At 62.1% G+C, this 12,189-nt stretch carries 14 protein-coding genes; 2 read left to right on the plus strand and 12 right to left on the minus strand.

Going from position 1 to position 12,189, the window contains the following annotated elements; all coding sequences use genetic code 11:
- Window positions 1-4 precede the first annotated feature (4 nt).
- From KY084_RS11310 to rpsL, 5 genes are all read right to left on the minus strand, one after another.
- Complete coding sequence (locus KY084_RS11310; protein WP_219238583.1) at window positions 5-454, minus strand: GNAT family N-acetyltransferase; 450 nt, start codon at window positions 452-454, stop codon at window positions 5-7.
- Between the two features lie 265 nt (window positions 455-719).
- The gene (tuf, locus tag KY084_RS11315) at window positions 720-1,910 is read right to left on the minus strand and encodes an elongation factor Tu (RefSeq protein ID WP_219238584.1); all 1,191 of its coding nucleotides are present in this window, start codon (window positions 1,908-1,910) and stop codon (window positions 720-722) included.
- Between the two features lie 79 nt (window positions 1,911-1,989).
- On the minus strand, window positions 1,990-4,062 hold the full coding sequence (gene fusA / locus KY084_RS11320; RefSeq protein WP_219238585.1) for an elongation factor G: 2,073 nt from the start codon (window positions 4,060-4,062) through the stop codon (window positions 1,990-1,992).
- A 51-nt stretch (window positions 4,063-4,113) separates the two neighbouring features.
- Window positions 4,114-4,584, minus strand: a complete 471-nt coding sequence (rpsG, locus tag KY084_RS11325; RefSeq protein ID WP_219238586.1) for a 30S ribosomal protein S7 — start codon at window positions 4,582-4,584, stop codon at window positions 4,114-4,116.
- Window positions 4,585-4,676: 92 nt separating this feature from the next.
- Window positions 4,677-5,048, minus strand: coding sequence for a 30S ribosomal protein S12 (gene rpsL, locus KY084_RS11330; RefSeq protein ID WP_019831557.1), 372 nt, complete (start codon window positions 5,046-5,048; stop codon window positions 4,677-4,679).
- Window positions 5,049-5,334: 286 nt separating this feature from the next.
- Between rpsL and KY084_RS11335 the strand changes: the two genes are divergently transcribed.
- The gene (locus KY084_RS11335) at window positions 5,335-5,904 is read left to right on the plus strand and encodes a hypothetical protein (protein ID WP_219238587.1); all 570 of its coding nucleotides are present in this window, start codon (window positions 5,335-5,337) and stop codon (window positions 5,902-5,904) included.
- Window positions 5,905-6,005: 101 nt separating this feature from the next.
- On the opposite strand, the gene KY084_RS11340 is transcribed toward KY084_RS11335, so the two are convergent.
- From KY084_RS11340 to KY084_RS11360, 5 genes are all read right to left on the minus strand, one after another.
- On the minus strand, window positions 6,006-6,608 hold the full coding sequence (locus KY084_RS11340) for a DUF4142 domain-containing protein (protein WP_219238588.1): 603 nt from the start codon (window positions 6,606-6,608) through the stop codon (window positions 6,006-6,008).
- 109 nt (window positions 6,609-6,717) lie between these two features.
- Window positions 6,718-8,112 (minus strand): dihydrolipoyl dehydrogenase, encoded by a 1,395-nt coding sequence (gene lpdA, locus KY084_RS11345; protein ID WP_219238688.1) that lies wholly within the window; start codon window positions 8,110-8,112, stop codon window positions 6,718-6,720.
- 26 nt (window positions 8,113-8,138) lie between these two features.
- Complete coding sequence (locus KY084_RS11350) at window positions 8,139-8,525, minus strand: acyl-CoA thioesterase (RefSeq protein WP_219238589.1); 387 nt, start codon at window positions 8,523-8,525, stop codon at window positions 8,139-8,141.
- Window positions 8,518-8,736 carry a hypothetical protein gene (locus KY084_RS11355; protein WP_219238590.1) on the minus strand — a complete coding sequence of 73 codons (219 nt, stop codon included), beginning with the start codon at window positions 8,734-8,736 and terminating at the stop codon, window positions 8,518-8,520. Before KY084_RS11355 ends, KY084_RS11350 begins: the two co-directional genes overlap by 8 nt.
- Before the next feature lie 16 nt (window positions 8,737-8,752).
- Window positions 8,753-10,111: a pyruvate dehydrogenase complex dihydrolipoamide acetyltransferase gene (locus tag KY084_RS11360; RefSeq protein ID WP_219238591.1), complete on the minus strand. Its 1,359-nt coding sequence runs from the start codon at window positions 10,109-10,111 to the stop codon at window positions 8,753-8,755.
- Window positions 10,112-10,241: 130 nt separating this feature from the next.
- Here KY084_RS11360 and KY084_RS11365 point away from each other — a divergent pair, with 130 nt between their 5' ends.
- Entirely contained in the window at window positions 10,242-10,697 is a 456-nt protein-coding gene (locus KY084_RS11365) for a universal stress protein (RefSeq protein ID WP_219238592.1), read from the plus strand.
- A 37-nt stretch (window positions 10,698-10,734) separates the two neighbouring features.
- Here the strand turns inward: KY084_RS11365 and KY084_RS11370 are convergent, their stop codons facing one another.
- Both KY084_RS11370 and KY084_RS11375 read right to left on the minus strand, forming a co-directional pair.
- Entirely contained in the window at window positions 10,735-11,541 is an 807-nt protein-coding gene (locus KY084_RS11370) for an RcnB family protein (protein ID WP_219238593.1), read from the minus strand.
- Between the two features lie 153 nt (window positions 11,542-11,694).
- Window positions 11,695-12,186, minus strand: a complete 492-nt coding sequence (locus KY084_RS11375) for a GAF domain-containing protein (RefSeq protein ID WP_219238594.1) — start codon at window positions 12,184-12,186, stop codon at window positions 11,695-11,697.
- Between the last annotated feature and the right edge of the window lie 3 nt (window positions 12,187-12,189).

The following is a 12,189-nucleotide window of genomic DNA, read 5'->3' on the forward strand; positions in this document are numbered from 1 at the left end:
GTGTTCACCTTTCGGGCCGCATGGCGACATAGCCGGTCCGCAAACCCGGCAAGAAGCCCAGCTTTTCGTAAAAGCGGTGAACGCGGGGGTCCGGGCGGCCGCTTTGCATCAGCACATGGTGGCAGTCGAGCGCCCAGCCATGGTCGAGCGCCCTGCTGACGACGGCCCCGCCATGCCCCTGCCCCCTGTGATCGGGATGAGTCACCACGTTTTCAAGAAACGCGTGCGATCGCCCGTTGCGCAACAGGTTCGGTGCGGTGATCAGCGTGCACGTCGCGGCCAGTCCCTTCTCGATGGCACTCACGAACACAAACAGGTGATTGCTCGCCAGCGTAGCGTCCCAGATTTGCGCGGCCCGCTCGGCGGGTCGGGCGAACTCGCTTACTTCGGACGCTGCGAAAAGCGCCAGTATCGCGGGAAGGTCTGCCTTCTTCGCCAGACGAATCGTGTGCATTCTTCTCTCCTTCGATACCGGACCGCTTTGCGGCCTACCATCGAGTGATCGCGCTAACCGCGCGTGAGCAGAGCCGGCGGCTTGCGTAAGAATGCTGTGTTGCGGCGCCCGCCCAGCTGCACTGAACCCTATATCCGACCAAAAACTTCTCTAAAGGCTCGCGCGATCCCGTTCGGAAACGCCGCGCCGCCCACAAACAAAAAGCCCGACCTCCCCTTAGGGACGCCGGGCCTTTGCGTTGTCCTTCACCCTTCCGGGTGTCGGATTACTTGTCGATGCCGCTCACGACGCCGGCGCCGACGGTGCGGCCGCCTTCGCGGATCGTGAAGCGCTGGCCGACGTCCATCGCGATCGGCGCGATCAGCTTGACGCCGAGCGCGACGTTATCGCCGGGCATGACCATCTCGGTGCCCTCGGGCAGTTCGACGGTGCCGGTGACGTCGGTCGTCCGGAAGTAGAACTGCGGACGATAGTTCGCGAAGAACGGCGTGTGACGGCCGCCTTCGTCCTTCGACAGAACGTACACTTCCGATTTGAACTCGGTGTGCGGGGTGATCGAACCCGGCTTGGCCAGAACCTGACCGCGCTCGACATCGTCACGCGCAACGCCGCGCAGCAGCGCGCCGACATTGTCGCCCGCATGGCCTTCGTCGAGCAGCTTGCGGAACATTTCCACGCCGGTGACGGTGGTCTTGCGGGTGTCGGTGATGCCGACGATCTCGACTTCCTCGCCAACCTTGATGACGCCGGTTTCAATACGGCCGGTAACAACCGTACCGCGACCCGAGATCGAGAACACGTCTTCGATCGGCATCATGAACGGCTTGTCGAGCGGACGCTCCGGCTCAGGGATATAGGCATCGACCTGCTTCATCAGCTCGAGAACGGCCTTCTTGCCGATTTCCTCGTTGCTGTCTTCCAGCGCGGCCAGCGCCGAACCCTTAACGATCGGAATATCGTCGCCCGGGAATTCGTACGAGCTGAGCAGTTCGCGAATTTCCAACTCGACCAGTTCGAGCAGTTCCTCGTCGTCGACCTGATCGACCTTGTTCATGAACACGACCATCGCGGGCACGCCGACCTGACGGGCAAGCAGGATGTGCTCACGGGTCTGCGGCATCGGGCCGTCAGCAGCCGAAACCACCAGGATCGCGCCGTCCATCTGCGCCGCGCCGGTGATCATGTTCTTCACATAGTCGGCGTGGCCGGGGCAGTCGACATGCGCATAGTGGCGCTTTTCGGTTTCATATTCGACGTGCGCGGTCGAAATGGTGATACCGCGCTCACGCTCTTCGGGCGCCTTGTCGATGTTCGCGTAATCGGTGAACGTCGCGCCGCCGGTTTCGGCCAGGACCTTGGTGATCGCCGCCGTCAGCGACGTCTTGCCATGGTCGACGTGACCGATGGTGCCGATGTTCAGGTGCGGTTTCGACCGCTCGAACTTTGCTTTCGCCATTTTTTCCTACCTTCTGATTCTACGCTATTTCGAATCGCCTGAAGCAGCGCGAAGCGCGCCCATAGCGAGCCTTTTCCAATTACGCCAGCTTCGCCTTCACTTCGTCGGCGACGTTCTGCGGCACTTCGTCGTAATGCGAGAACTGCATCGTGTACTGCGCGCGGCCCTGCGTGAACGAACGAAGCTCGTTCACATATCCGAACATGTTGGCCAGCGGAACGTTGGCGATGACCGCCTGAGCGTTACCGCGGGCCTCGGTGCCCTGAATCTGGCCGCGACGCGAGTTCATGTCGCCGATCACGTCGCCGAGATAATCCTCGGGCGTGATCACTTCCACCTTCATCACCGGCTCAAGCAGCTTGATGCCGGCTTTCTGCGCCACTTCACGCATCGCGCCGCGGGCCGCGATCTCGAACGCCAGCGCCGAAGAGTCGACGTCGTGATACTTGCCGTCAGTCAGGTGAACTTCGAAGTCGATGATCGGGAAACCGATCAGGTGGCCGCTCTCGGCCGCCTCGCGCATGCCCTTTTCGACCGACGGGATATATTCGCGCGGGATGTTGCCGCCCTTGATCTCGTCGAAGAACTGATAGCCCGATCCGCGCTCGCCCGGCACGACCTTGACCTTGACCTCGCCGAACTGGCCCGAACCACCCGACTGTTTCTTGTGCGTGTAGGTCAGCTCGACCGGCTTGGCCAGATATTCGCGATACGCCACCTGCGGCGCGCCGACATTCGCCTCGACCTTGAATTCGCGCTTCATGCGATCGACCAGAATGTCGAGGTGAAGCTCGCCCATCCCCTTGATGATCGTCTGGCCCGATTCATGGTCGGTCGATACGCGGAACGAGGGATCCTCAGCTGCCAGGCGGTTGAGCGCGACGCCCATCTTTTCCTGGTCGGCCTTGGTCTTGGGCTCCACAGACAGTTCAATCACCGGCTCGGGAAATTCCATCCGTTCGAGGATGATCGGCTTGTTGGGATCGCACAACGTGTCACCGGTCGTCGTTTCCTTCAGACCCGCGATCGCGACGATGTCGCCGGCAAATGCTTCCTCGATGTCCTCACGCGAGTTCGCGTGCATCAGGAGCATACGGCCGACCTTTTCCTTCTTGTCCTTCACCGAGTTCAGATACGACCCCTTGGTGAGCTTGCCCGAATAGATGCGGGTGAAGGTCAGCGTGCCGACAAACGGGTCGTTCATGATCTTGAACGCCAGTGCCGAGAACGGCTCGTCGTCCGACGACGGACGGGTCGCTTCTTCATCGCTGTCGGGCAGCACGCCCTTGATCGCCGGAACATCGACCGGGCTGGGCAGATAATCGACGATCGCGTCGAGCAGCGGCTGAACGCCCTTGTTCTTGAAGGCCGAACCGCACAGTACCGGCACGAATGCGTGCTCCAGCGTTCCCTTGCGGATCAGCTTCTTCAGCGTCGCGACATCGGGTTCATTGCCTTCCAGATACGCTTCCATCGCCTCGTCGTCCTGCTCGACGGCAAGTTCGACCAGCTTTTCGCGATATTCGGCGGCTTCGTCCTTCATGTCGTCGGGAATGTCGACATAGTTGAACTTCGCGCCCAACCCTTCCGATTCCCAGATGATGCCGCGCATCTCGACCAAGTCGACCAGCCCCTGAAGATTGCTCTCCATGCCGATCGGCAGATACAGGACGGCAGGTGTCGCGCCCAGGCGATCGATGATCGACTGAACGCAATATTTGAAGTCGGCGCCCGTGCGGTCGAGCTTATTGATGAAGCACATCCGCGGAACCTTGTACTTGTCCGCCTGACGCCACACCGTTTCCGACTGCGGCTCGACGCCGGCAACGCCGTCGAAGCAGGCGACCGCACCGTCGAGCACACGCAGCGAACGTTCGACTTCAATGGTGAAGTCGACGTGGCCGGGCGTGTCGATGATGTTGATGCGATGGTCGTTCCAGAAACAGGTCGTGGCGGCCGACGTGATCGTGATCCCGCGCTCCTGCTCCTGCTCCATCCAGTCCATCGTCGCGGTACCTTCATGCACCTCGCCGATCTTGTACGACTTGCCGGTGTAGAACAGGATACGCTCCGTCGTCGTCGTCTTGCCGGCATCGATGTGCGCCATGATGCCGATGTTGCGATACGTGTCGAGCGGTTCTTTACGAGCCATCTTGGAAAAACTCCGGTGCCGGGAAAGTCGTCCCCGGCGATCAGTTAAAAACTACCAGCGATAATGGCTGAAGGCGCGGTTCGCCTCGGCCATCCGGTGGGTATCTTCACGCTTCTTCACCGCGTTGCCGCGATTATTCGATGCGTCGAGCAGTTCGCCCGACAAGCGGGCGGCCATGGTGTGTTCGCTGCGGGCGCGCGATGCGCTGATCAGCCAGCGGATCGCCAGCGCCTGGGCGCGTTCGGGGCGAACCTCGACCGGGACCTGATAAGTCGCACCGCCGACGCGGCGGCTGCGGACCTCGATGCCCGGCTTGATGTTGTTCAGCGCTTCGTGGAACACGCCGAGCGGCTCCTTCTTCGCGCGCGCTTCGACCGTATCGAGCGCGCCATAGACGATGCGCTCCGCAGTGGATTTCTTACCGTCCAGCATGACCGAGTTCATGAACTTGGAAAGAACGATATCTCCGAACTTCGGATCAGGCAGGATTTCCCGTTTTTCGGGACGACGACGACGAGCCATTTCTGTTTCCTTGGACTAATTCAGCTTACCCGGAACCCTAAGGAGCCCCGTCATGATGACGGACGCCCTGTCCGGCGCTTACTTTGGCTGTATTACTTCGGACGCTTCGCGCCGTATTTCGAACGCGACTGCTTGCGGTCCTTCACGCCCTGCGTATCGAGAACGCCGCGCAGCACATGATAGCGCACACCGGGAAGGTCGCGCACACGTCCGCCGCGGATCAGCACCACCGAGTGCTCCTGCAGGTTGTGGCCCTCACCGGGGATATAGCTGATGACTTCGCGCTGGTTCGTCAGGCGAACCTTGGCGACCTTGCGAAGCGCCGAGTTCGGCTTTTTCGGGGTCGTCGTATAGACGCGAGTGCAAACGCCGCGCTTTTGCGGATTCTGTTCCATCGCAGGGACCTTGCTCTTGGCCTTCTGCGGTTCGCGGCCCTTGCGGACCAACTGGTTAATCGTCGGCATGAAGCCCTTCACCTTATCTTGCCGGAAGTCCCGGCGGTTACTTTGCTGGAGCCCTAGTCGTGCAATACAAAAAGCCCCCGGCGGCCAATGACCCCCCGGGTCTTCGTCTCCAACAACGTTCTGCTCTTTGACTGGCAGGGGCGCCGCGGGCGGGATTCGTCCGGTCGCATATCCTGCAGACGCGGGGGCCTATAGCGGGGCCGGCAGAAACGGTCAATGCCCGCCGCGACGCTTAATCTGGGGTGCGGTACAGCCGGGATCAAGCTTCACCGGCTATAGTGGGACTATGAATGCCATAGCCCTTCACGCCCGACCCGACGCGCGGTGGAAATACATTGCGCTCGCGCTTGCTCTGGCGGTGCTTGCGGCCGAAGCGGCGCTTCCCGCCCTCCCCGCACCGGGGCTGTGGGCGGTGAAGCGATATGCCGCACCGGACATGTCCTTGCTACTGCCGTTCAGTGTTCTGCTGGCGATCGGTGCGGTGGCGGCGCTGGTGCTGGAGATGGCCGGAAGGAATGCGGCGCGTCATGATCCGCTGCGAAGCGGCGCATTGGTCGCGCTTGCGCTGGCGCTTACGCTTCCGGCCGCGCATTTCGTGCTCGCCGCCGCCGCGCTGCCGCTATCAATCGCACGCGTTACGCGCTCGCGCGATCTTCTGACGCCGTTGCTGATTGCAGCTGCGCTTGTCGCGGTTCTCGCGGGCGGGCCGCATTGGGGAGCGCCTGCACTTGCCTGGGCTACGTTGCGGCTGATCCGGTCCGGGCCCCGTGAGGCGGCGAACGATAATCGCCATGGGATGCTGCTCAATCCGATCGATTGGCTACGCCTTGGCCGTATTCACCTGCGATATCGCTGAGCCACCGGTTCAGTGGCGTCGCGCAACAAGCGGGATGCGCTGGCTTCACGTCCCTTGCGCGAAAGAACTGCCCGCCGCGCATGGCGACGGGCGAGGTTCGATTACAGATTTTCGATCAGTTCGAGATGCGATTTGACCACCGACGCGGTCTTGGACGCGAAATCCTTGAACGGATCGGCGCTGCCATTGTCGGCATAGTCCTGAAGCAGGTTCAGCGCATTCTGATGCGCCTCGCGCTGCTGGCTCTTGTAAAGATCGTCAAACGAATCGCCGCTCGCCGCGTTGAGCGCGTCGATCTTGCTCTGCAATTCGGGTGGCAGTGCGGCGTCGGGCGTCACGCCATCCACCTTTGTCGCAGCGGTTTTCAGGTCCGCAGTCGACTTGCCATGATCGGTGATCATCTTTGCAGCGAAATCTTTAAGATCTTGGCTTGTCGCCTTGGTCTGGGCGATCTTGGCCGACTGGATTTCAAACGCATCGCTTTGCGCAACCGTGTCGGCGAATTGCTGCGGCGTCATATCGGCTGCGCTCATCGCGCCGTTCGCCATCATGCCGTTGCCGCCCATATCGTCGGCCATCATGTCGTTGGCCATCGTGTCGTTCGACATCATCGCCATGTTATCGGTCGAGGCATTGTTGCCGCCGCACGCCGCCAACAGGGCAAAAGCCGGCAGTAACGCGGCCGAAGGGATAATCCGTTTCATAAAGCACTCCTAACGCTTTTCCGCGACACGAACGCCGGCCGCCGCGCCCTGTTCCCTCCAGGACGGGTCGGCCGGGGTTCGAAGCACCCGGCGATGGCGTGCAAATCAATCAGATATGGATCGCGCGGCCATAGGCGCCAAGCACGCTTTCGTGCATCATTTCCGACAGCGTGGGGTGTGGGAAGACTGTTTCCATCAGCTCCGCCTCGGTCGTTTCCAGCTGGCGTGCGGCGACATAGCCCTGAATCAGTTCGGTCACTTCGGCACCGATCATGTGCGCGCCCAGCAATTCGCCGGTCTTTTCGTCAAAGATCGTTTTGATGAAGCCGTCCGCCTCGCCCAGCGCGATTGCCTTGCCATTGCCGATGAACGGGAATTTGCCGACCTTCACCTTATGGCCCGCTTCCTTGGCCTTGGCTTCGGTCAGGCCTACGCTCGCCACCTGAGGGCGCGAATAGGTGCAGCCCGGAATATTCCACGTCTCGAACGGATGCGGCTTTTCGCCCGCAATTGCCTCGACGCAGACCACGCCTTCATGGCTCGCCTTGTGCGCAAGCCATGGCGGCCCCGTCACGTCGCCGATCGCATAGATTCCCTCAACATTGGTGCGGGAATAGCCATCGGTGACGATATGCCCGCGATCGGTCTTCACGCCAAGGTCCTCCAGACCGATATTCTCGGTATTGGGGACGATACCGATCGCGACGATGACATGGCTGTATTCCTCGGTGACCGACTTGCCATCCTTGCCCTTGATCGTCGCCTTGACCGATTTCGCGCCGGTTTCCAGCTTCTCGACGCCGGCGCCGGTCATGATCTTCATGCCCTGCTTTTGCAGCGTTTTATCCATGTGGGCGGACACTTCCTCGTCCTCGACAGGCAGGATGCGCGGTAGCATCTCGACGATGGTGACGTCGGCGCCCATGTCCGAATAGAAGCTGGCGAATTCGACACCGATCGCGCCCGATCCGATTACGAGCAGCTTGGTCGGCATTTCTTCGGGCACCATCGCGTGGCGATAGGTCCAGATGCGCTTGCCATCGGCCTTGGCGAAGGGCAGGTCGCGGGCACGCGCGCCGGTCGCGACGATGATGTGCTTGGCCTGAAGATCGACCGTCTTGTCGCCTTGGGTCACCTGCAGCTTGCCCTTGCCGGTCAGCTTGCCGACGCCTTCATGCACCGCGACCTTGTGCTTCTTCATCAGACCCTTGACGCCTGCGTTCAGCTGCCCCGAAACCTTGCGGCTGCGCTCGACGATCCTGGTAAGGTCGAACCCGGTATTTTCCGCCTTAAGCCCGTAATCGGCAGCATGCGTCATGTAATGATAGATTTCGGACGTGCGCAGCAGCGCCTTGGTCGGGATGCAGCCCCAATTGAGGCAGATGCCGCCAAGCCGTTCGCGCTCGACGATCGCCACCTTCATGCCGAGCTGGCTCGCCCGGATCGCCGCGACATAGCCGCCGGGGCCGGAACCGAGAACGATAAGGTCGTAAGTATCAGCCATCATGGATTCCTTGGGGAAAGAATGAGTTACATTTCGACGGCGCGCGGCTTGCCCTGCTCGTCGATGGCGACGAAGACGAAGCTCGCCTGCGTCACCTTTTCATGGGTTTCGCCGAAACGGTCGCGACGCCATGCCTCGACCTCGATGGTCATCGACGTGCGGCCCGACCGGACCAGTTCGGCGAACACGCTGACTTCATCGCCGACATAGACGGGGTGATGAAACTGCATGCTGTCGACCGCGGCAGTGACGGCACGCCCCTTGGAATGGCGTGAGGCGACCAGCCCCGCCGCCATGTCCATCTGGCCCATCAGCCAGCCGCCGAAGATATCGCCGTACGGATTGGTATCGGCGGGCTGGGTGGTCACACGGATCGCCGGATCGCGTGCCGGCGGCTGCGCCGAATCAGTCATTGCCGCCCGCTCCGTCAAGCGCCAGCCGGTCGGCGCGATAGGCGCGCATAACCGGCCAGACGCCCATCAATACCACCACGACGACCGCCGCGCCCGTCACCAACCAGATATCGTGGCGCCCCAGCGGATAGGACCAGGCCGACAACCAGCCCAGCAGCACCACCGCGGCAAGCCCCGCGACGATGTACAGCACCTCGATCAGAACGCGCATTCCCTGCCCTTTTCGTTCAGGCGATCATGCCGAGCGGCGATTCGACCAGTTCCTTGAACACCTTCAGCATGGCCGCGCCGTCGGCGCCGTCGATCGCGCGATGGTCGAAGCTGCCGGTGGCGCTCATCATCGTTGCGACCTGCAGCGCATCGTCTATCACGTGCGGACGCTTCTCACCCGCGCCGACCGCCAGGATCATGCCCTGCGGCGGATTAATGACCGCTTCGAACTGCTTGATGCCGAACATGCCCATATTGGACAGCGATGCCGTGCCGCCCTGATATTCCTCAGGCTTCAGCTTGTTTTCCTTGGCGCGACCGGCCAGTTCCTTGATCTCGGTCGAGATCGAAGACAGGCTCTTGTTCGCCGCGTCGCGGATAATCGGCGTGATCAGACCCGACGGGGTCGACACCGCCACCGACACGTCGGCCCGCGAATATTTGATCAGCTTGTCGCCCGCGAAGGTCACGTTGCACTTCGGGCTTTCGGCAAGCGCGACGCCCAGCGCCTTGATCAGCATGTCGTTCACCGACAGCTTGATCCCGCGCGATTCCAGCCCCTTGTTCAACTCGCCGCGCAGCTTGAGCAGCGCATCAAGGCGAATGTCGACGGTCAGATAGATGTGCGGGACGGTCTGCTTCGCCTCGGTCAGGCGGCGCGCGATCGTCTTGCGAATGTTGGAAAGTTTTTCCGCTTCGTGCGGAATCGTCTCATCATACCACACCGCCTTCGGTTCGGCCGGCGCGGCTGCGGACGCCGCCGCTGCGGGGGCTTCGGCGGCAGGCGCGGCCTTCGCTCCCGGTTTCGCACCTTCGACATCCGCCTTTATGATGCGACCATACGGGCCGGAGCCTTCAACCTGCGAAAGCTCGATACCCTTTTCCTTTGCGATCCGGCGCGCAAGCGGGCTGGCCTTGATACGCTCACCCTGCGTCGGTGCGGGACCGGCTTTTGCGCTCGGAGCGGCAGGCTTGCCGTGATCTTCGGCCTGCGCGGCATCGCGGTCGGCGCGCTTCGCCTCGTCACCCGTTTTATTGGGATCGGACGGGTCGGGCTTGCCTTCGTCATTTTCGGGCTTGGGCGTTGCCGCCTTGTCCGACGCGGCGGGGGCTTCGACGTCGGAGACATCCTCACCCTCTTCGGCCAGCATGGCGATGACCGCGCCGACCTTCACATTGTCGGTTCCTTCGGGAACCGTGATCTTTGCGATGGTGCCGGGATCGACCGCCTCGAACTCCATCGTCGCCTTGTCGGTTTCGATTTCGGCAAGCAGATCGCCTGAATCGACCGTGTCGCCTTCTTTCACCAGCCATTTGGCCAGCGTGCCCTCCTCCATCGTCGGAGAAAGTGCGGGCATCTTGATTTCAATCGCCATGAACTGTCCTGAAGCGTGATTCCCGGGGATGGTCCCCCTAATTCCCTCCACGCGAGGCGCGGTCAAGCCTATCGGGCTTGCACGAACGTCTTCGCTGGGTCACTGAACGCCCATCGGGAGAGACTTATCCATGCGAACCTATCTGGTCGTGATCGATGAAAGCAGGGAATCGGAGATCGCAATGCGCTTCGCCGCGCGTCGCGCGGTGAAGACCGGCGGCGGGATAGAAATTCTCGCGCTGATCCCCGCGCCCGAATTCGTCCAGTGGGGCGGCGTGATGGCGACGATGGAGGAAGAGGCGATGCAGCGCGCGCAGGCGTTGGTCGCCGGGGCGGCGGGGACGCTGCTGGAGGAATCGGGCCTGAAACCGTCGATCAACGTTTCGCGCGGCGACGGGGCGAAGATCGTTCGAGACATGATCGCGGCGAATCCCGATATCGCGGCACTGGTGCTCGGCGCGGCACCCGATGGTTCGCCCGGTCCGCTGGTCACCCATTTCGCCGGCGTCGATGCGGGAAAGCTGCCCGTTCCGGTGATGATCATTCCCGGCGATCTGGATCGTGAGGCGATCGACCGCCTCAGCTGACCGTACAAGGCCCAGCCACCGCCGTCCGCCCCGATTTTTATTTTCGCAGCAGGCGTTTGCCCCGCACTGGCCGGCGAAGCAGCTTCTTGCCAGGCGCGGCATACTGCACCACGGGCTGGGGCGCGGCCACTTCCTCAACCCACTCCTCGGTCGTTGTGGTGGTCGTCGTGGTCGTGGTCATCACCGCAGGCGTCACCGTAACGACCGTCGTCGGAACCCACATCACGCCCTGGGAATAGCTGTACCCTCCCTGCACGCAGCCGCAGGACGGCTGCACCGTCACGGCCTGCACCGCGCCGCATCCACCTGACGTGCCATAACCGCTGCCCGGACAGGCGGGCTGCACCGGCGCTTCGGAATAGAGATAAGGTTCGGCATAATCGTCCGGCGCATAGGCGTCGGAATAGCCATACCCCTCGCCCGCGACTCTATCCCAGTCGATATTGCGCATCCAGTCGGCAATCTGTCCGTACGAATCGACCAGAAGCGCATCGTCATAATAGCGGATCCAGTGATATCCGCGCGGCGGCGTGGTCAGCCCCCAAAACCCATAATCACGCACGTGAAAGCGCGGAGCCTGCCAGTAATCGGGCAAGCGCCAGCCACGAGCCGGCTGGCGATACGCCTGCCAGCCACCCGGCGCGCGCGTACCGCCTTCCCACCGTCCATGACCATCGTCATGCCAGCGCGGCTGCGCATGGTGCATCCCGGCAGGAACATTCTGATGCGGCAGCGGCGGTGGCGTATTGCGATACGCGCCGCCAGATGTCTGCGCGGAAACCGGGGCGGCCGCCGCGAACGGCAGGGTGGCCAGGGCAATAGCGGTCGTCGCGATCATGCGCATGGGCGATCGGTCTCCTTTTCGATGCCGCGCGCATGGCTTTTGCACGGCCGGGTTCAGCCATCGGGCAATTTCCTAACGAAATTTAACCCTGACGGTGCCGAAACGCAGGCGGAAAACCGGCAAGCCCTTGTCCCGAATCGGGATTTGCCGAAATCAGTCGAATTGAGCGAGGCGCGGGCCGAGTATGCGCATCAATGCCTCGCATCCGGCGGCGTCCCCGGCGTCGAACCGGGCAGCGTGCGGGCTGTCTAGGTCGAGTACCCCGATCAGCGCGCCCTGCACCACGATCGGCACGACCAGTTCGGACCGGCTGTCGGCATCGCAGGCGATGTGGCCGGGAAAGGCGTGCACGTCCTCCACCAGCTGGGTTTCGCGCGTTTCAGCTGCGGCGCCGCATACACCGCTACCCGGCGCGATCCGGATACAGGCGGGCTTGCCCTGAAACGGGCCAAGCACCAGTTCGCCATCGACCATGCGATAAAAGCCAGCCCAATTGAGGTCGGGCAGATATTGCCAGATCAGCGCCGCCGCATTGGCCATGTTGGCGATTTCATCGGGTTCGTCGGCGGTAAGCGCGTCGAGCGCGGCCGCCAGATCGCGATAAAGCTCGGCCTTGCTGCCATTTGAAATATCGAACTGGTACATTTT

This window comes from Stakelama flava, from assembly GCF_019351405.1.
GTDB lineage: Bacteria > Pseudomonadota > Alphaproteobacteria > Sphingomonadales > Sphingomonadaceae > Sphingomonas > Sphingomonas flava_A.